The organism is Endozoicomonas atrinae, from assembly GCF_001647025.1.
In the GTDB taxonomy this organism is placed as follows: Bacteria; Pseudomonadota; Gammaproteobacteria; order Pseudomonadales; family Endozoicomonadaceae; genus Endozoicomonas; species Endozoicomonas atrinae.
This window is the reverse complement of the sequence record NZ_LUKQ02000108.1, coordinates 1-18,030: the sequence shown is the minus strand read 5'-3', so window position 1 is coordinate 18,030 and position 18,030 is coordinate 1. Positions and strand designations below refer to the sequence as shown.

The 18,030-nt window shown below is 45.9% G+C and carries 21 protein-coding genes and 1 pseudogene; 7 read left to right on the top strand and 15 right to left on the bottom strand.

From position 1 onward, the window contains the following. Window positions 1–424: 424 nt before the first annotated feature. From AK963_RS36640 to AK963_RS15430, 9 genes are all read right to left on the bottom strand, one after another. The gene (locus tag AK963_RS36640; RefSeq protein WP_274520525.1) at window positions 425–1,186 is read right to left on the bottom strand and encodes a sodium/glutamate symporter; all 762 of its coding nucleotides are present in this window, start codon (window positions 1,184–1,186) and stop codon (window positions 425–427) included. Further along, window positions 1,116–1,652 carry a sodium/glutamate symporter gene (locus tag AK963_RS36635; RefSeq protein WP_274520524.1) on the bottom strand — a complete coding sequence of 179 codons (537 nt, stop codon included), beginning with the start codon at window positions 1,650–1,652 and terminating at the stop codon, window positions 1,116–1,118. The genes AK963_RS36640 and AK963_RS36635 overlap by 71 nt, the downstream gene beginning before the upstream one ends. Window positions 1,653–1,673: 21 nt before the next feature. After that, a complete protein-coding gene (locus AK963_RS15460; protein ID WP_066016345.1) occupies window positions 1,674–5,354 on the bottom strand; it encodes an AAA family ATPase in 3,681 nt (1,226 codons plus the stop codon). Continuing rightward, on the bottom strand, window positions 5,354–6,625 hold the full coding sequence (sbcD, locus tag AK963_RS15455; protein WP_066016344.1) for an exonuclease subunit SbcD: 1,272 nt from the start codon (window positions 6,623–6,625) through the stop codon (window positions 5,354–5,356). The genes AK963_RS15460 and sbcD overlap by 1 nt, the downstream gene beginning before the upstream one ends. Window positions 6,626–6,710: 85 nt before the next feature. Then, the gene (locus AK963_RS15450; RefSeq protein ID WP_238593747.1) at window positions 6,711–7,196 is read right to left on the bottom strand and encodes a GNAT family N-acetyltransferase; all 486 of its coding nucleotides are present in this window, start codon (window positions 7,194–7,196) and stop codon (window positions 6,711–6,713) included. A 135-nt stretch (window positions 7,197–7,331) separates the two neighbouring features. After that, window positions 7,332–7,748 (bottom strand): VOC family protein, encoded by a 417-nt coding sequence (locus tag AK963_RS15445; RefSeq protein ID WP_066016342.1) that lies wholly within the window; start codon window positions 7,746–7,748, stop codon window positions 7,332–7,334. Window positions 7,749–7,964: 216 nt separating this feature from the next. Continuing rightward, window positions 7,965–8,387 (bottom strand): hypothetical protein, encoded by a 423-nt coding sequence (locus tag AK963_RS15440; RefSeq protein ID WP_066016341.1) that lies wholly within the window; start codon window positions 8,385–8,387, stop codon window positions 7,965–7,967. A gap of 325 nt (window positions 8,388–8,712) precedes the next feature. After that, on the bottom strand, window positions 8,713–9,078 hold the full coding sequence (locus tag AK963_RS15435) for a RidA family protein (protein WP_066016340.1): 366 nt from the start codon (window positions 9,076–9,078) through the stop codon (window positions 8,713–8,715). A gap of 131 nt (window positions 9,079–9,209) precedes the next feature. Beyond that, window positions 9,210–9,644, bottom strand: a complete 435-nt coding sequence (locus AK963_RS15430; protein ID WP_066016339.1) for a lysozyme inhibitor LprI family protein — start codon at window positions 9,642–9,644, stop codon at window positions 9,210–9,212. A gap of 156 nt (window positions 9,645–9,800) precedes the next feature. On the opposite strand from AK963_RS15430, the gene AK963_RS15425 reads away from it, so the two are divergent. Continuing rightward, complete coding sequence (locus AK963_RS15425) at window positions 9,801–10,550, top strand: SDR family NAD(P)-dependent oxidoreductase (RefSeq protein ID WP_066016338.1); 750 nt, start codon at window positions 9,801–9,803, stop codon at window positions 10,548–10,550. On the opposite strand, the gene AK963_RS15420 is transcribed toward AK963_RS15425, so the two are convergent. The 4 genes from AK963_RS15420 to AK963_RS15405 form a co-directional block, all read right to left on the bottom strand. Continuing rightward, window positions 10,528–10,902, bottom strand: coding sequence for a DUF5329 family protein (locus AK963_RS15420; protein ID WP_066016337.1), 375 nt, complete (start codon window positions 10,900–10,902; stop codon window positions 10,528–10,530). The genes AK963_RS15425 and AK963_RS15420 overlap by 23 nt on opposite strands. Before the next feature lie 58 nt (window positions 10,903–10,960). After that, on the bottom strand, window positions 10,961–11,440 hold the full coding sequence (locus tag AK963_RS15415) for a CreA family protein (RefSeq protein WP_066016336.1): 480 nt from the start codon (window positions 11,438–11,440) through the stop codon (window positions 10,961–10,963). Window positions 11,441–11,501: 61 nt separating this feature from the next. Next, window positions 11,502–12,731, bottom strand: coding sequence for a phosphoglycerate dehydrogenase (gene serA / locus AK963_RS15410; RefSeq protein WP_066016346.1), 1,230 nt, complete (start codon window positions 12,729–12,731; stop codon window positions 11,502–11,504). A 317-nt stretch (window positions 12,732–13,048) separates the two neighbouring features. After that, the gene (locus tag AK963_RS15405; RefSeq protein WP_066016335.1) at window positions 13,049–13,309 is read right to left on the bottom strand and encodes a DUF4404 family protein; all 261 of its coding nucleotides are present in this window, start codon (window positions 13,307–13,309) and stop codon (window positions 13,049–13,051) included. Between the two features lie 525 nt (window positions 13,310–13,834). Between AK963_RS15405 and AK963_RS15400 the strand changes: the two genes are divergently transcribed. Continuing rightward, the gene (locus tag AK963_RS15400; protein WP_066016334.1) at window positions 13,835–14,497 is read left to right on the top strand and encodes a fumarylacetoacetate hydrolase family protein; all 663 of its coding nucleotides are present in this window, start codon (window positions 13,835–13,837) and stop codon (window positions 14,495–14,497) included. Between the two features lie 95 nt (window positions 14,498–14,592). Next, entirely contained in the window at window positions 14,593–14,997 is a 405-nt protein-coding gene (locus AK963_RS15395) for a response regulator (protein ID WP_066016333.1), read from the top strand. A gap of 33 nt (window positions 14,998–15,030) precedes the next feature. Here the strand turns inward: AK963_RS15395 and AK963_RS15390 are convergent, their stop codons facing one another. After that, the gene (locus AK963_RS15390) at window positions 15,031–15,435 is read right to left on the bottom strand and encodes an acyl-CoA thioesterase (protein WP_066016332.1); all 405 of its coding nucleotides are present in this window, start codon (window positions 15,433–15,435) and stop codon (window positions 15,031–15,033) included. Between the two features lie 545 nt (window positions 15,436–15,980). Here AK963_RS15390 and AK963_RS35405 point away from each other — a divergent pair. The 4 genes from AK963_RS35405 (at window position 15,981) to AK963_RS15380 (ending at window position 17,812) form a co-directional block, all read left to right on the top strand. Further along, window positions 15,981–16,145, top strand: coding sequence for a hypothetical protein (locus AK963_RS35405; RefSeq protein WP_238593746.1), 165 nt, complete (start codon window positions 15,981–15,983; stop codon window positions 16,143–16,145). Window positions 16,146–16,271: 126 nt separating this feature from the next. Then, complete coding sequence (locus tag AK963_RS33295; RefSeq protein WP_175404535.1) at window positions 16,272–16,433, top strand: hypothetical protein; 162 nt, start codon at window positions 16,272–16,274, stop codon at window positions 16,431–16,433. 29 nt (window positions 16,434–16,462) lie between these two features. Then, on the top strand, window positions 16,463–17,338 hold the full coding sequence (locus AK963_RS15385) for a hypothetical protein (protein WP_139117436.1): 876 nt from the start codon (window positions 16,463–16,465) through the stop codon (window positions 17,336–17,338). Window positions 17,339–17,350: 12 nt separating this feature from the next. Beyond that, window positions 17,351–17,812, top strand: a complete 462-nt coding sequence (locus AK963_RS15380; protein ID WP_066016330.1) for a hypothetical protein — start codon at window positions 17,351–17,353, stop codon at window positions 17,810–17,812. Window positions 17,813–17,854: 42 nt separating this feature from the next. Here the strand turns inward: AK963_RS15380 and AK963_RS32080 are convergent. Next, window positions 17,855–18,030: pseudogene (locus AK963_RS32080) on the bottom strand (IS256 family transposase); the annotation flags it as partial.

The window sequence follows — 18,030 nt, the reverse complement described above, 5'->3', positions numbered from 1 at the left end:
GAAAATCAACATCATTAAAACCTTCGGGTAGCTGTGGTCGACGAGACATCTGTTCTAGATAATGCATGGTAATGATGCCTAAGCATAGTTGGCGGCAGCTTAAGGATTTAGAAAATGCGATTGGTATAATGAGGCGAGGCAAAAGGCTAAATGCTTGTGTTGAGGGAGATGAAACTGCTGGCATTTAAGTTAGCTCATTCAGATTTTATTTGTAAATCCTAGCTTCGACTTGAAGCCTTCTGGCAAGTTCAAATTAAATAAAAATATTAGCAGCTTTTGGTATTAAAATAATTGAACTTATAATCTGTACTTTAATTTTATCCAAGCCAAGAGTAACTCAAATTTTTACAGGGTGTGCTTCTCTAGAGCGGCTTCTTAGAAGAAGCCGCTCTAACTGGATAAATAACAGTATAAAGGTTGCCAATTATCCAAAAATAGATAGCGTTGCCTGCAGAATAATCAGGTTCACAATATCAATAAAGAAGGCGCCCACAATAGGCACCACCATAAAACCCTGAGGGGAAGGGCCAAAGCGATTAACCACTGAGCCCATGTTCATCACCGCTGTTGGAGTTGCGCCCAGTCCAAAACCACAGTGGCCACTGGAAATAACGGCAGCATCGTAGTCTTTTCCCATCACCCTGAAGGTGACAACGTAAGCAAATATTGCCAGCATGGCGGACTGCACCATCAGAATGATCAGGAAAGGTATCGCCAGATCAAGAATGTTCCAGAGCTTTAAGCTCATCAGGGCCATGGCAAGAAATAGAGCCAGTGAAACGGTACCCAGGACATCAATGGTTTCAATATCCAGCTTTTTCACCTTGGTGACTTCCAGAGTGTTGGTAATAAGGACACCAATAAACAATGCATAGACAAAATCAGGAATCATCAGCCATTTGATCTCAAAACCATTGACCCAGATTTCCAGATATTTGGCACCGGTCACACAGATCAGAATCATGAACAGTGACTCAATCATCTTTTTTGAGGTAACACTGTCTTCTTCATTCTCGTTGTACGTTACCAGCTCAGGAAACTGATCGTGGGTTCTGTTGCTATTGCCGTATTGGGATTTCAGGCCATTTTTATCCACCAGTCTCTGGGCTACCGGGCTACCAATAATACCACCCATAATCAGGCCAAAGGTTGCTGATGCCATGGCAATTTCCAGTACATTGTTCATGCCGTAGACATTCCTGGAATGTCTGAGACCAGGCTGCACCGGTTCCATGTCCACCGGAAAGCGTAATGGAACCGGCAATCAATCCCATAAGAGGATCAAGTCCCAGCATGGTAGCCAATGACATGCCTATGCCGTTTTGCAACACGATGTAGGCTGATGCTACACCGAGGAAAACCAGTACCTTAGCCCCTCCCTTAATGAGCTGGGTATAGCTGGCGGCCAGACCAACCGTCGCAAAGAACATCAGCATGAAGGTGTCCTGCAAGGGCAGGTGGAACTCAACTTCGGTACCGTTGAAATGGAGCCATGCAATAGCCGCTGCAACGATCAGCCCACCAACAATGGGCTCAGGAATATTGAACTTCTTCAATACAGGAATTCGGGCATTGATAAAATGCCCCAGGAACAGCACAAATATGGCAATGAGAAACGACTCAAGAGCGCCAACAGTCAATAGTTGATTCATAAACCCTCAGAATAAAAGTGATCAGTCGCAGATACAGGCAAAGCGTCTATCCAATTTGCTATAACCCAGTCCGGTTTCTTTTATCACTTCTATCCGGGTGGGAATCCGTTCTTTCAGGGACTCGATATGGGAGATGATACCAACCATCTTCCCACTGGCATTCAGGCTATCCAAGGCGCTGAGTGCGGTTTCCAGTGTTTCCTGATCCAGTGTACCAAACCCTTCGTCGAGAAACAGCGAGTCGATACGGGTTTTGTGACTGACCAGGTCCGAAAGCCCCAGTGCCAGTGCCAGACTGACCAGGAAGCTTTCGCCACCAGACAGGGTTTTGATGTCCCGTGCTGTGTCACCCTGCCAGGTATCCAGAACTTCAAGGCTGAGTTCATCGTTGCTCTTTCTATTGAGCAGATAGCGGGCATGGAGCTGTTCAAGCTGTCGGTTGGCTAGAAGAATCAGATGATCCAGCGTCAGACCCTGGGCAAATTTACGGAACTTGTCACCTTTACTGGAGCCAATCAGGCCACTGAGTTGAGCCCAAACCTGGTATTGATGCTCTTGTGCTGCAATAGCCTTGAAGAGGTTTGCCTGGCCAAGACGTTTTTCTTCGTCGTCTTTCAGTGCCTGAGTAATTTCGCCCTGTCGTTGATTGATTAAACGAATATGATTGTCCAACTCGGTCAGTTTTTCAGTTAATTCATCTAATGACAGTTTAGTCGCTGGTTGTTCAATATGTGCTTTCAGGTTGGCTTCAGCCGAGGCAACCTTACCTTTTGCCTCATGTAACTGCTGTTCAAGACATTGCTTGAGTTCTGTCAGCGTCTTTCTTTCTTCTTTATCCAGCAACGCTTTCTGGAAATGTTCACTGTCCTGGAATGGACTGTCATTTAATAATGTCTGCCACGTATTCTCTGCGACTTTCAGCCCTTCGCTCAACGCTTCCTGTTCAATGGTCTGCTGACGAATGATTCCGGTCAGCTCACCCAGTTGTTCATCAATCGCTTTCAACTGGCTCTGGCTTTGCTGGTAGTGTGCCTTGGCTTCAACAACCAGTGACTTGAGTCGCTGTCGCTCCTCATTCACTATTTTCTGGCCAAACAGTTCGTGCCGTTTCTGTTGCTGGTGTTGTAACTGAGCGTTGGTGTTATCCAGGGCTTTCTGAAATTCACGAACGAGCTCGTCGGCTTTTTGCTGATTTTGATGCTTATTACTGAGCTGCAGGGTAGCGGCCTGAATTTTTTCACTCAGTACTTTTTGCTCAGTTGTGATGTTTTGCCATTGCTGCCAGTTTTTTTCCTGCTGACTCAGCCATGTTGGCTGCTCTGAAAGGACTGGTGCCTGAAGATGCAGCTCATGTTGAATTCTGATCCTGATCTTTTCTTCCAAAATCTGGCTTGTGTGTTTGCTCTGCTCAAGCTGTTGGCGTTTATCGGACAGCTGCTGGTCAGTCTGGTTTTTCTGATGCTGGTTTACATCCCGTCGATGGTTGTGCTGGGTAATGTCTTTATTGAGTTGATCCAGCTGCTGCTGCTCAAGTTGAATACTGCGATTGAACTGACTCAATTCTTCCAGCTGCTTTTTTCGGGTCTCTCCACTTTCTGTAAACCGTTTAAAGAGGCTCTGATATTCTTCCGTGTTGTTTATCGAGAATGTAAGAGACAGTGCATTGCTGGTAGCGGACCAGTCTGATGTAACCTGAGAAATCTGATTCTGCAGCCTGTTAATGGTCTGTTCTGAAGATTCCAGCTGTGCCTGTATACGCGCAGCCTCTTTGCTCAGCTTCTCTCCTTTAGTCTTTAGCTGCTCCAGCGTTTGCTGTCTGGTTTTTAACCGTTGCTCGGTGTCTGAAATATTCAGCTGCTGATAATGCTCAATCGCTGGATGTTCTTTAGCACCGCAAAGAGGGCAGGCTTCTCCCGCCTGTAGTTTATTCCGATAGTCCTTAAGGCTGGTGATCTGCCGCTCCTGAGTCAGCAGCTGTTCCAGATCATGACAGTGCTGCTTGGCATTCCTGTACTCGGCTCTCAGCCCTTCAATTTTGTTAGTGTGCTGCGCTAGCGATTGCTGCAGGTTGATATGGAGGTCCTGCTCTTTCTGTAAATCACCGGTGCAGTTTACAAATTGCTGGTTAAGGTTATTCAGGTGCAGCCATAGTGGGTTCTGGTCATTCCACTGTTGATGAGCTGCCTGAAGCTGCTCTTCTTCCTGACCATTTAATATGGCTGCTTTGTTCTCAAGCAGCGTTTTATTCTTGATGGAGCGTTGCTCGATTGCTCTGGTCAGCGACTGAATGTGGTCTTCCAGCTTCTGATGTTGAGCGTTTAGGTTTTGGCTCTCCTGCTCCAACGTATGAATGGCTTGAATATATTGTTGTTCACTCTGGCTGGCTGTCTCCCGCTGCTCAAACAGGGTTTGTAATACCGGCAGCTGTTCTCCCAGCTTTTGCTGGTGTGTATTTTGGTCCAGGTAATGGTTAGCCACCTGAAGCTGGTCATTCAGTTGCTGCTGGGACTGCTGGTCATCAGCAATGCTTTTTTTCAGTACTTCCTGCTCATGTTCAGCCGCACGCAGCTTGCCTTTGATGGTCTGTTGCTCGTTAGAAAGCCTCTGTATGTCGGAGTCCAGAGGGATGATTTGCTCTACCAGCAGAGATTCAGTCTGCTCCTGTTCCTGTTGATGGCTTTCCCAGGCACTTAACTGAATCTGATACTGCTTCTGGGCTGTTTCTGCCTTTTCAGCTGTGGTCAGTTTTTTCTGTTGATGATCAGCCAGTGTCTTTTGTATCAGTTGATGTTTTTGCTTACATTCGTTCAATCGTTCCCAGTCCGGCAGAAGCTCCATAGCGGGGAGGGACTGCTCAAGACGATTTAATTGCTCGCTGTGTTCTGCGCCCTGTTGAATGGCAAGGTTCAATGACTCCCGGGCTTTAACCTGTTCCTGTTCTCTACTGGTCAGCTCTTCCAGCCAGCGCTTCTGATGGGTAAAGGAAAGTCGTTCGTTGCTGGTTTCCTGTTGCTGTTCTGTCAGCTGATTCTGTTCTTCTTTTAGCTCTGAAAGTCGATCGTCGTTCAGTAGAGCGATACCACCCGCTCTGGCTTTTAGCAGGCTGAGATTTTGCTCTTCGGTACGCATGCGCTCAAAGACCCGTCGTGAGATCTCTCCATAGATCTCAGTACCTGTCAGCTCTTCCAGCAGTTCTGCCCGGTCATTGGCGCTGGCTTCCAGAAAAGCAGCAAAGCCACCCTGGGCGAGCATCATGGATTTGGTGAAACGCCCGAAGTCCAGCCCGGTCAGCTCACTGACTTTTTTCAATTTATCGTTAATACGGGTGGTAATAATCGTACCGTCACTGTCGGCCAGCTCGACCTGTGGAGCCTGTAACTTGCCATCTGCCTTTCCCCTAGCTCTGCGTTGCGACCAGAAGGCACGATAGGCTTTGCCTTTCACTTCAAACTCAACTTCTGAGAGAGACTCAGAGGTGTGCCGTGTCATCAGTTCGTTATCGGATGCTGAGATCGTGGTCAGGCGTGGAGTCTGATGGTAAAGGGCAAGGCAGATGGCATCCAGCAGCGTGGTTTTTCCGGCACCGGTAGGGCCGGTAATGGCAAACAAACCACTGTTGGTAAAAGGTTCCTTCTGGAAGTCTATTTTCCACTCGCCCCTGAGGGAATTAATATTTTTCAGGCGCAGACTGAGGATTTTCATCAGGCATTGTCCTCCTGATCATGCTGCGCCAGCAGGGGAGGTTCTTTATCGGCTTCAAACACGTTTTCGAGTACTTCCTGAAAGGCGCTGGTCAGCTGCTGTAACTGTTCGTCCGTAAGCTCTTCCTGTTGAAGCCGTTGCTGGAATACGTCTTCAACATTCAACTCAGCCAGACTCTCCTGGTCAGCAACCGTTAATGATGCTGCTGTCTTTTCCCGTTTTCTTCTTACTCTCAGCAGTTCAAATGAAGACAGCCCCTCTCTGGCAAGAATCAGCTGTTCGACCCGGCTTTGCAGGTCATGAAGGTAAGCTTCGGTGGTGATTTCAATCTCCAGCCATGGGTTGAGCTCAGACTGATGTTTCTCGCCTGTCAGTGTGGCCAGTTGTTGATCAATACTGTCCAGCGAGCCTTTAAGGCTGATCAGTGGTCTGAAGACAGGCACCATAACGGACTCAATTTTATTCAGCTCATTTTTCTTGAAGTCGACAATAATGACTTGCTTGTCGGTGCCGGCTTCATCAAAACTCAGCGGGATAGGTGAGCCTGAATAGCGGATATGCTCCTGCTTTGCCACGATTTGAGGTCGATGCAGGTGGCCGAGTGCAATGTAGTGAGCTTTGGGAAAAGCGGATACCGGAAATGCCGACAGGGTCCCGATATAAATCTCACGAACAGATTCGGTCAGCTGTCCGCCTACTGTCGTTAAATGCCCCGTCGCAATAATGGGAAGCTGGTCTCCTGCCAGTTTTTCAGCTTCTGTGTATATTGCCTGATAGTGAGCAGCAATTGCCTGTTGAAGAGCCTGCTGTTTGTCTTCACCCGACTCTCCAGCCTGACTTTCCAGAACATCCCGGGGGCGGACGAAGGGAATAGCACAGATGGCGGCACCAGGATCGCCCTGACTGTTTTTCAAAACCAGAACCTGGTCTTGCGATTCTTTACTGACGCCACCAACCACAAACGTATTCAGGCAGGCCAGCAGCTCTTTTGATTCATTCAGTGTGGCCACTGAGTCATGGTTACCGCCAATCACCACGAGCTGCTGACAGGGCGTATTTTGCAGGCTGACGATAAAACGGCTGTACAGTCTTCGTGCATAGCTCGGTGGTGTACCGGTATCAAAGATATCACCGGCAATAATCAGGGCATCAATATGCTGCTCTTTCACCAGCTCGATCAGCCAGTCCAGAAAGGCCTGATGTTCTGACTCACGACTTTTGCCCATAAAGTGCTGGCCAAGGTGCCAGTCAGATGTGTGAAGAATGCGCATGATGACCTGAGCTTCAGGAAGCTTGTGAAAAATGAGAAAGGGAAACTACACCAGAAGTAGACTGTGGCCAATGATCTGAGTCCGGTTATGGGTTATGCAGCTCATAATGCTTCAGAATTTGTGATTTACCCTGCCCGGATGTGTACACCTCTCTTATGAATTGGAAGCCACACTTCTGGATAACACTGCCGGATGCCTGATTCTCAACAAGGTGACGGGCGTAGATCATTGGAAGCTTGAGCTCACTGAAGCAAAATCTGAGGAATGGCTTTGCTGCTTCAGTGCAGTAACCTTTTCCCCAGTAAGGTACACCAAGCCAGTAACCCAGGTTGGCATCATGACCGGTTATTTCCGTCAGGCTGATAGCTCCAGCCAGTTCACCCGAATTCAGGATGGTTATCGCGTAGACCAGAGCATGTCCTTCTTTCATTTCCCGACGGTGTTCTCGAATCCATGACTCAGCCATCCCATCCAGATAAGGGTAGGGGATATTGGCTGTCATTTCTGATACTCGCTGGTCTCCCGCAAGAGCCTGTATGCGGCAGGCATCTTCAAGGATAAATGGCCTCAATATCAGCCTTTGTGTTGTTATATTTCTGAGCATGGGATCAGTAAGTACGATCTTTGAATATTTCTTTTTACCCGATTCTGGATGTTTTGTCCGAAGTATTTTTTGCAGGGGGCATTTTTGCAGATCATCACTGTCTTACGCGGGCCCTGGCCAGAAAAAAGGGTTATGTATCACACCCCATACATGGCTATCCGGATCACTGAAGTAGGCGGTATAGCCTCCCCAGTCAGCCTGATCGGGTTGCCTGAGTTTTTTTGCACCGGCACTTATGACCATTTGAAAAATAGTTTCAACCTCCGCAGGTGTTTTAACATTATGGTAGATAGTAACTCCGTTGAATTCAGACTGGAGAGGTGTTGCTCTGATACCTGCATCAGCAGCCAATAACTGAATGGGATAAATACTCAGCCAGGTCCCTGACAGTTCAAAGAAAGCGACCTCTTCATTTCCCTCATAATCATAACGCGGAAAGCACAAACCGTTTTTATAGAAAACAAGTGAGACTTTGAAGTTATGAACGCCCAACGTAATCATATTGATGCAGGGATTCATCACTGGCTCCAGCTGTTTACAGGCAAATAATGAAGATAGCCGTGTTCTACTTTTGCTTCAGGAATTATTTATACCTTCAAGCTGGCATTATGAACTCAGTCCCAATGGCTGAGATAGAAAGGATGTACCAGCCAGAAACTAAGTAGCTGGCCATATGGAATCGAATATTTCTGGGTGAGTGGATAGTTACTTATATACCGGATAGATAAGCTCTTTCTAAAAAGATTCCGAAACATCATCGTCCCAGTGTACTGAATTCACCACCCAGATATTTTCTGGTTTGTAAAAAATACAGATAAAGCGCAATGCATGGTTTTCAAATTTGCGCATAAAAGTATGTCTCAGAAAACTGTTGCCCAGGCGTTCAGTTGAAATAAAGTCTATTCCTACTGGTTTACCATAACGGTATCCAATGCTGCTGAGCTGTGAGTCGGTTTGATATACCAGGTTTGTGATCTCATGTTTTGGCAGAAGCCAGTGTTTTGCCAGAACCTCAAATGAGTCAGTGGCTTTACCTGGGCCGAATAAACTGACGGACTTTTCGCATAACGCAAATGTATCTTCTTCAGATGTCAGTGATGCGGCAGAGAGGTTGATGGAAAATGCCAGCAATATCAGTGGTAATAAACGGTACTCCATACCTACAGCTCCATTGATTGATATTACTTTGAGCTTATTACACCAAATGCCTTTCAATGTTTTATTTCAAAGCGTCAAATAATTAGCGCTCACCTTGTCAGATATAAGTAGCTGGCCATATGGAATCGAATATTTCTGGGTAACTAACCACTTACTCAGAAAATATGATTTCTTATGGTTAGTTACTTATGCCTCAGTCAGTTTATGGCATTTAAAAACAATGGATTAGTCAGGGCTCAATTAGACATGTGATCAATTGCTCTCATGGCTGATTGGGCCCGCCAAGGGGGCTGCCCAAGAATAGCTCCCAATAGAGCTGAAGTAATTAGCTCATATAGTGTTCACCGGCTGCGACAACAAAAGCCATTTCTACCAGGTATTCCGGATCTGCCAGTTCGGCTTTTACACATGCTCTGCTTGGTGCACAACCTTCGGGGAACCATGCATCCCAGACCTCATTCAATGCTGGTAAATTGGCAAAGTCAGTGAGGTAGATTGTCACGGATAATACGCGTGACCGGTCGCTTTCAATTTTCTTCAGAGCCTGTTCGGCCTGATTAAAAATTTGATTTACCTGCCCTTTTATATCTTCAGTGGTGTCCGTATCGGCAACTTCAACAAAATGAGCGATGCCATTGAAGACAGTAATATCTGACCAGCGCTTACAAGGATTAATACGGTGAATTTGCACTACTTATTGCCTTTTCAGAACCTGAACCCAGTAAAATAATGTGCTGTATAGCCAGCAGGGGCTATACAGATTAAAGGATTATAGAGTGAGAGCCAGATTTTAAGAATGGGTCTATGCAGGAGCAGAACCCCCTAGTCATAAATTCCCCACATTATCCCGGTTCCAAGTTGTTCAAGCTCTTTAACCCGTCGAATGGTCATCACAGCCTGACAATGGGATGTCCATTTTTCATAGGCCACACCAACGTAGTATGTTTTTACCAGGTTGCACTGTGCCTCTTTCATGCTTTCCCAGGCCAGCTGCATATCCTCAAGGTATTTCTTCTGTTCTTTATCTGCATGTTTAATCAGATCGTTGTAGACATTATCCAACGCTTCTGTGGCCTTTTTTAAGGTAATCATATTGCAGTTAACGACATTGGATTCTGCATGCTCCCTTATCTCAGTACAGTCAGCCTGATAGCCCTCAAAGTAACCACCGGTTGGATCATCAGCAAATGCAATGGTGGAAAGGAAAGGCAATGCCACTATCCAGATAATGATATTTATGGTTTGGGTCATATTCATAGCGTTAAGCTGCCTTTGATATGGCTACAGCAAAGAAATATAGCGACTCTTCTGACATGCTGTGTCTTATTTCACCTCAGTTACCAGTGCACGAAGCGTTTGTTGAATATGAATGTACTAGACTGAAATCGCCTGTATTGAAGAGGTGTGGGTTGGATGTCTGGGGTATCGGATGAAACACGGAAAACACTGGTGCTTACCGGCGCGAGCAGGGGGATCGGTCATGCGACGGTTAAAACCTTTTCAGCAGCTGGCTGGCGCGTCATTACCTGCTCCCGGCATGACTTCCCAGAAGAATGTCCCTGGGCATCAGGGCCTGAGAATCATATCAACCTGGATCTCGCTTCAGAAAAGAGTGTAGAGATGGGTATTTCAAAAATGAAAGAGCTGCTTGGCCAGAGCGCTCTCAATGCTCTGGTTAATAATGCCGCTATTTCCCCGAAGAGTGCCAAAGGAAGGCGGCTTGGTTTTGTGGAAACCGAACTGGCTCTCTGGCATCAGGTTTTTCAGGTTAATTTTTTCGCTCCACTGCTGCTTGCAAAAGGACTGCTTGAACATCTGGCAATGGCTCAAGGCTCCATCATAAATGTCACATCGATTGCTGGAACCCGTGTTCACCAGTTTGCTGGTTCTGCCTATGCAACGTCAAAAGCCGCACTGGCTGCATTGACCAGGGAAATGTCGGCTGATCTTGGGCCAAAGGGTATTCGGGTCAATGCCATTGCACCTGGTGAAATCGATACCGCGATTCTTTCTCCTGGAACTGAGAAACTTGTTGAAGAGATACCACTGCGACGACTGGGAACGCCTGAGGAAGTGGCGGCATTGATTTATTTTCTCTGCTCTTCAAAAGCTGAATATATGACTGGAGCAGAAATTCATATCAATGGTGGGGAGCATGTTTGACCTTCTGCCGGTATCGCTGTAACTCTTCGAGCAGCCATTCACGGGAGTGTTGCTCTTTCGTTCCAGGGCACTTTATCCAGTAGGGTTCACCGGACAGGGTGCTTTTACTGGCACTTAATTCGATAAACTGCTCTGCACTGTTAATCTTTCTCCTGAAGTACCGGTACTTTTTTTTCATATGCTCCACTGCCTCGGAGGCCGGGTGAGCGCTACCGTTTCTTATAAAGCTGCAATTGGATGCCGTAACGTAGGTGATAAGGTGGTCAATCTCGCTGGAAAATGAATCGGCATAGGCAGTGTTTATGCCATTAGAGGAGACAAGTAGCGCAAAAAGAAGGCTGAGAATTTTCATTAAGGTGTGAAGAGCAAAAATTATGAAAACGGAGTGGCAGCGGAAAAACCAACGCCAGCTATTGATGTGTATCAGATGTGTTTAATTGATCCCAGACAGGGTTTCCCCAGAGGGGGACGGTTGTCATGGAGTGTTTGGCACTGCCGGCAGTTTCTTTTGTTGAATAGCTCAGATAGATCAGGGTTTTGTTTTTCTCATCCCAGATACGCCGTATTTTCAGATGCTTCCAGAGGATGCTTTTCGATGTTTTGAAAACCACTTCGCCACTCTTGGACATATTGATGTTATTGATCATATCCAGAGTGATCGGCCCTGTCTGCCGGCAGGAAATGCCCATGTCAGATGGGTCAGACAGATCCAGGTTCCCCTTTACGTGCGAAATATGACAGGTGACACCAGTGACCACCGGATCGGTAAAGGTTTCAATCTTGATATCCTTGGTGGTGAAAAGGCCCAGGCTGACATCGCCTACCTCATTGTCTGAGCAGCCGGTTAGCAGAAGCGGTGTGATCAAAAGGGCGGAAGCTAACGTACGCATGTTTTTAACCGTTAGATAGCAGGCTCAGCCTAAGGATCAGGCTGAGCATTTGCAGGTTGAATCAGTAAAGAACGCGGCAGCGGATGGTGCCTTCGATCTCTCTTATCTTCTGCATGGCCATATCACTGTGTTCAGCATCAACATCGATAACAACGTAACCAACGGACTCATTGGTCTGCAGGTACTGACCGCTTATGTTAATGCTGTTTTCAGAAAGTATCTGGTTGATCTGGCCCAGAATACCAGGAATATTCTGGTGGATATGAAGAAGGCGGTGCTTACCGGGGTGAGCCGGCAGGGCAACTTCCGGGAAGTTTACAGACGATAATGTAGTACCAATATCGCTGTACATAATAAACTTCTCAGCAACCTCCCGGCCAATATTTTCCTGTGCTTCCTGAGTACTGCCTCCAATATGGGGCGTCAGGATAACATTCTTCATGCCACGCAGAGGGCTGATAAATTCATCATCGTTGCCCCTTGGCTCTTCCGGGAATACGTCAATGGCTGCACCCAGCAGCTTGCCATTCTTCAGATACTCAGCCAGTGCTTCAATAACCACAACAGAACCCCGGGAGGCATTGATCAGAATGCTGTTGTCTTTCATGGCGGCAAACTGTGCTTCACCGAACATCCATTGGGTGTCACGGGTTTCCGGAACATGCAGGCTGACAATGTCACACATACCAAGCAGTGTATTCAGATTATTGACCTGGGTAGCATTACCCATGGAAAGCTTGGTTACGACATCATAGAAGTAGACTTCCATACCCAGGGACTCAGCCATGATGCTGAGCTGACTACCGATATTTCCGTAACCGATAATACCCAGTTTTTTGCCCCGGATTTCATGGGAGTTCGCGGCTGTTTTCTGCCAGCCTCCCTGATGCGCCAGGGCGTTCTTTTCAGGGATTCCGCGAAGAAGCAGGATGGCCTCGGCCAGAACCAGTTCAGCCACTGAGCGGGTATTTGAATAAGGCGCGTTAAAAACAGGGATACCCCGTCGTGTAGCTGCGGGCAGTTCAACCTGATTCGTGCCAATGCAGAAACAGCCAACAGCACAGAGTTTTTTTGCCGCCTCAAAAATCTCGTCGGTTAGCTGTGTCCGGGATCGGATGCCCACAAAGCGAGCATCCGCAATACGCTCTTTCAGCTCTTCGGGAGGCAGTGATGTGGTGACATAGTCGATATTGGTATAGCCCGATGCTTTCAGAATATCGACAGCAGACGGGTGGACACCTTCCAACAGGAGAAAACGAATCTTGCTCTTATCCAGCGATATTTCGGGCATATCAGTCTCTTTATTGGTTAGCTCATGGCTGACTGGCACAAGGCTGTTTTACTTTGGAAGCACTGTTTTTTCTTATTTTGAAGGCGGGCAACAGAAGTAGTGCTTCCCATTCATGGCTGTTATATATCCGCCAATCGTTTTCATGTCGCATCACAGGTTGGTCCCGGCTGCGTCAGGCGGCACATCATAGCATAGGCTGTGCGTGATGGTACTTACTAAAAGGCTGTGAATTCGTAATTACAGACGGGGTTGTCGGCTTCACGCCAGTGAAACCGACTTGGTGTATTGGAATGTAAGCTGTGTTACAGCAACAGGGTTTAAATACCCATACTGGAGAGGGTGATCATTAATTGTCGGATGGCCTGCGTCAGGGCAGGGTGGTCTTCACTGAAGCGAATGGCCTCCTGCTCCAGCTGATCGTTGTAGCCCTGAATGGGAATCTCCCCTTCTGCCTGGGCAACGGCAATTTTAATCTCTTCTGTTATCTGCTTTAAGGCTCCGGCGGTACATTCATCGACGGGTGAGTCTTCAAGAATATCATGAAGGCTCTGGATATTGAGTTGCAGCTCTTCTGACATACTATGCTCCTTCCACTGTGCGGCCAGTCTTTATGATAGTACTACAGTGTATCGAAAGTGAGATGCTTTAACTGCGACTTGAGCCGTGGGACAATAGCCTCCCTGGGGGATGATATGCCTGAATGTAAATACTTTCTGTTACCCCGACAAAGCTTCTGGCTTAGTAGGTTCTGTTGACATAAGGTTCCAAACTCAGCGGGGTGCGCAGCCTGACTCGCAAAGCCGTATTCCACGAAGCGAGCTGGTACAGGTGTAGTGGCTCTACATCAAACCAGTCCAACGAAGCTGGAAGGTGGCTTTACGAGCCACCCTACGGGCTCAAGCCAGAATGCTTCTGCCGTTGTTGCAACAACTTGAAAGACGTGAGTATTCCTGCGTCCTTGCGCCTAGTCAGAAGCATTCTGGCTTAAGCTGAGAAAGGAACCCTATGTCAACAGAACCTAGAACGAATAATAAATATCCGAATGATGTTGGTGCGTATTGTGCGTTCCATTTCTCATCACCGGAGTTAATAAGGGATGCATTATGAAGTACAGGCACCGCTGGATCAGTGGCGACCGTATTGACCTTCCTGTTGGGAAGGTGGTTTGTGTAGGGCGGAATTATGCTGCACATGTTCAGGAACTGAATAATCCTCTGCCTGATGATCCGGTCCTGTTTATTAAACCCAGTACAGCTATGGTTAATCTTGAGCAGCCATTGCAGTTACCCCGTAATCGTGGGGCAGTGCATCATGAGACAGAAGTGAGCCTGTTGATCAAGGAGCCTCTGACTGATGCCAGTGAGCATGAGGCTAATCAGGCTATCATGGCTATTGGCCTTGGGCTGGACTTGACGCTTCGCGATCTGCAAGGCCTGCAAAAGTCAAAAGGCCTTCCCTGGGAAGTGGCTAAAGCCTTTGACAACAGCTGCCCGCTGTCTGGTTTTGTAGCTGTTGAACATATTAAAGACCCCGCAAACCTTGAGTTTTCTCTGTCGGTAAATGGAGAGCTAAGGCAGAAAGGGACGACGGAGCATATGTTGACCTCTATTCCCGGGCTGTTGAGCTATATCAGCAGGCATTTCACATTGCTTCCGGGAGATATTGTGCTGACTGGAACTCCAGAAGGTGTTGGGCCTCTTCAATCGGGTGATGATTTAGAGCTTTCCATGAATGGGACTTTTTCAACTCGGACGCGGTGTATCTGACGATACGTTCATAAGTTATTTGCAGGTTTTGTTAAAGTCCCGGGGATTATTTCGGATATGAATAAAGATACCGATAATTCTGGAACTGATTACCAGTGACTAAGCCTGATACTGAACTTAATCTTTATATATTGCTGGCAGAGGATAACCCGGTTAACCAGATGGTGACAGGCAAGCTTCTTGAGAAGCTGGGCTGCCATTATGTTGTGGTTGGTAATGGCGTTGAGTGCCTGGATAGCCTGAAAAATGACCAATATGACCTGATTCTGATGGATTGTCTGATGCCGGAAATGGACGGGTTGGAAGCGACACGGAAAATAAGGGCATCAGGTGGACATTGTGCAGATATTCCTATCATAGCACTGACCGCCAAGGCCCTGGCTGCGGATGAGCAGGCCTGCCTTGATGCAGGTATGAATGACTATATTGACAAGCCTGTGAGCCTTGACCGAATGAGGCATTTACTCTCAGAGTGGGCTGAGAAGATCAGAGGCTCCTGATCCTCTTCCCATTGGATTCAAAATAGCCTTATTCTAAAAGCTTCTGACCCGCTGGGTTCGTCCACCTCGATCAATGGCAACAAATACCATCGTAGTTTCTGTCAGTTTCTCCCAGCCATGGTGGTTTTCTATCCAGCCTTCAACGACAACCTTAATCGATGTTTTTCCGATTTCTGTCACCCGGGTAAAGAACCCGATCAGATCACCGGTCTGAACTGGCCTGAGAAAACTCATGCTGCCAATACTGACCGTCACCACTCTGGCGCCATTGGAGGCTTTGCGGGCGCAGACTTCCCCAGCCTGATCCAGGTGCATGGCTACCCAGCCGGCAAATACATCACCACTGCTATTGACGGAACGATGATCCGCCAGAACCTTTAATGTCATTTCTCCTTGAGGAGTTGGGACACTGTCAAGATTTTCATTTCTGGCACTCATGGAAGACTCCATACTGTTCTTATTCTTTTGCCCAGTTAATTTGATTTTGCAGGTATTCTATCTTTTTTATTATCTATTTCATATTAAAAGTCTTTTTGGCATTTTCTTGCAAAAAATGCTTTCACTTTTCGCGAAATGTTAATGATGTACTCTGGTGATTTATTGAATAACTAATGAACAGTGAAAGCTCAGTGGTTGGGCGTGCTTTTCTTGATATTAAATAACAGCTTGTTATTTTTTTTGAACGTTTGCTGCAAATGTTAAGATATAATGGTTTGCTATAATTTAATTGACTGAAAATAGCTTTGTTAACATTAAGTTAATACGAAACTTTCATGTAAATAATCAATAGCCAGTACATAATGCAACAGCGGCTGGGAGGCTGCTATGAAAATAGAAGGAAGTGATACTGGTGCTCCATCGCATGGTGACGATGATTATCAGGGATAATAGCAATAGAGATATCAAAGGCAAAACATTTTCAAGGGTGCCTGTTTCAGAAAATCATAAAGTAATTCGAAATCTCTCTGAAATGGAAAGATTAAATGAATACCATGAAGGATATTTGTCAGGTAGAGCAAAAAGACGGCATGTTTCAATCATCTTCTGATGACTCTGGGTACATTTCTAATTCCGACCAAAATGACCATGAATCCTTGCATGAAAATAATAGCCGCAATTCAAACAAAGTAACGAATTCAGGCCTTTGAAGAAAAAATATCCAAAATAAACGAGCTGAGCTGGAAAGCAATCCCATTCCTGAAAGTGAGGATGAGATTTCAGTTGCCGATTTAGTTGATAAGTTTGAACGACGTAACTTCCCCCCTGAACTTGATGTGAAAAAATCCAGCTCGGAAGATAAGTTTGAATTTCCTGGCGATGATATGGATATTGACTGGGAAGATGAAACTTCACTGGATAAATCTGCAGAATTTGATAAGAGTCTTAAAGAGTTGCCTGGATCTCCTTTTGATAGAAAAGAGGGGGGCTTACGGTAACCAGAAGGAAGAAAACTGGTGAGTCCGGTTTGCCACCAACAAATCCTCATCAAACCAACTCAAGTCAAGAACCATGTCCTGAAGAAATAAGATCAGAGGGGGAAATTCAGCGTCAGCTCGCACAAAGTTTTATTTTAAGGACTGGATTAAGTGAAAATGCAACAGTGCTTAAGGATATTGATATGCCTGAAAATGGCATGCTTAATTCTGAGTTTGTACTTAGGGCTATAACGGATAGGGAGTCTTTTATCAGACTCTGTAATCCTTATAACCTCATTAGAGATGCCTTTATGGATCTCGAGCAGATTCCAGAGTCTATGAGGTTGACTCTTGGAGAAGAGAGGTATAGAACTCTCAGGGGAGAGGATCTGCGAGATGCTGTCTGGCCTACTTTTTCTGAAGGTTTTTGGGGATTTCTTGATGCATGTGACGCTCAGGAAAAGCAGGCTAAGTTAATGCCCGATTTTCAGAGTTGTGAACAGTACTTTCCATTAGAACTTACTCGAGTCATCGCAAAATTCCATATGAGTTTTGGTCTTGCTGAAAAAGGTTTGAATAAACACAGTTATAAAAAAACTCTCAGTAGTGATGAAAAGCATGAAGTTCTTCTGATCCTTAAAATGGTTGATCAGTTACAGCATCAATTCTCAGCGCTTTATTTTCATTATGACCAGCTTCCTGATGGTTCTGTAAAATCAGTTTTAAAGCCAGTGTTTTCAGATATGCAGGTGGATGAATATGGGACATGTAAAAGTAAAAATTTGGCTGGAATACAAAAAGGAGCCTTAAAATTATTAAAGTTCACTGATTCTTCATTTGATACTGAGAATGAGAGTTTATGTATGGATGAATCAGTTGATAATCAGAGGGCTGTGGATTCATCAATAATAAGAGCATTTGAATAATTGCGATCAGGCATGCAGGAAAAGGATCCTCTTATATTTTATAGACATTTAGTAAGTCAGATTGTTAATGGTGTTAAGGATAAAGAAAGATTTCCTGTGAATACAATGGTAACGCCAGATACTCTCCGTGAAAAGCTGAGAAGTTTCTATGAAAAGGTCATGAATGACTTGTGTGGTCAGATAGACCCGCTTCTGGGAACTATTTCTGTCGAGGGTCTTAACATAATCAATAAAACAACTTTCGACTGTATCTGGCGAGAAATTGAACTTGATTTACCACAGCCTACAATCCCAAAAGAGAGTAATCACTTTTTTAGACTTAAGTCAAAAAAACAACAACTCCAAGAAGGGAGGCAAAAAATTCTGGAAATGGCTCGGACAGAGTTCTCTGATCTTGCTAAGAGTATGGATGCTCAAATTGCTTGTATGCAAACTGAAAAGCAAAATAAGTTAAGAACATTAGGAGGTGGGTAGAGCGAGCCTGTAAATAATTCTGTGTAAACGCCACCAAAACTATTACTCCTTGAACCGGTCAGGAAACATAATTTCAAACCGGTTCATGGCTGCTTTCCAGTTCCTGATCGGCATGGTCCATTTCTCGGAAGCTTTTTCCATGGCCAGATAGATTACCTTCATGACTGACTCATCAGTCCGAAAAATCTTCCGGTTCTTGATCGCCTTACGAATGACGC

What these genes read in the sequence shown, in the direction of transcription:
- AK963_RS36640 (WP_274520525.1), bottom strand. Translation starts at nt 1,186, where the DNA reads ATGAACAATGTACTGGAAATTGCCATGGCATCAGCAACCTTTGGCCTG.
- AK963_RS36635 (WP_274520524.1), bottom strand. Translation starts at nt 1,652, where the DNA reads ATGAATCAACTATTGACTGTTGGCGCTCTTGAGTCGTTTCTCATTGCC.
- AK963_RS15460 (WP_066016345.1), bottom strand. Translation starts at nt 5,354, where the DNA reads ATGAAAATCCTCAGTCTGCGCCTGAAAAATATTAATTCCCTCAGGGGC.
- sbcD (WP_066016344.1), bottom strand. Translation starts at nt 6,625, where the DNA reads ATGCGCATTCTTCACACATCTGACTGGCACCTTGGCCAGCACTTTATG.
- AK963_RS15445 (WP_066016342.1), bottom strand. Translation starts at nt 7,748, where the DNA reads ATGAATCCCTGCATCAATATGATTACGTTGGGCGTTCATAACTTCAAA.
- AK963_RS15440 (WP_066016341.1), bottom strand. Translation starts at nt 8,387, where the DNA reads ATGGAGTACCGTTTATTACCACTGATATTGCTGGCATTTTCCATCAAC.
- AK963_RS15430 (WP_066016339.1), bottom strand. Translation starts at nt 9,644, where the DNA reads ATGAATATGACCCAAACCATAAATATCATTATCTGGATAGTGGCATTG.
- AK963_RS15425 (WP_066016338.1), top strand. Translation starts at nt 9,801, where the DNA reads ATGTCTGGGGTATCGGATGAAACACGGAAAACACTGGTGCTTACCGGC.
- AK963_RS15420 (WP_066016337.1), bottom strand. Translation starts at nt 10,902, where the DNA reads ATGAAAATTCTCAGCCTTCTTTTTGCGCTACTTGTCTCCTCTAATGGC.
- AK963_RS15415 (WP_066016336.1), bottom strand. Translation starts at nt 11,440, where the DNA reads ATGCGTACGTTAGCTTCCGCCCTTTTGATCACACCGCTTCTGCTAACC.
- serA (WP_066016346.1), bottom strand. Translation starts at nt 12,731, where the DNA reads ATGCCCGAAATATCGCTGGATAAGAGCAAGATTCGTTTTCTCCTGTTG.
- AK963_RS15405 (WP_066016335.1), bottom strand. Translation starts at nt 13,309, where the DNA reads ATGTCAGAAGAGCTGCAACTCAATATCCAGAGCCTTCATGATATTCTT.
- AK963_RS15400 (WP_066016334.1), top strand. Translation starts at nt 13,835, where the DNA reads ATGAAGTACAGGCACCGCTGGATCAGTGGCGACCGTATTGACCTTCCT.
- AK963_RS15390 (WP_066016332.1), bottom strand. Translation starts at nt 15,435, where the DNA reads ATGAGTGCCAGAAATGAAAATCTTGACAGTGTCCCAACTCCTCAAGGA.
- AK963_RS35405 (WP_238593746.1), top strand. Translation starts at nt 15,981, where the DNA reads ATGAATACCATGAAGGATATTTGTCAGGTAGAGCAAAAAGACGGCATG.
- AK963_RS15380 (WP_066016330.1), top strand. Translation starts at nt 17,351, where the DNA reads ATGCAGGAAAAGGATCCTCTTATATTTTATAGACATTTAGTAAGTCAG.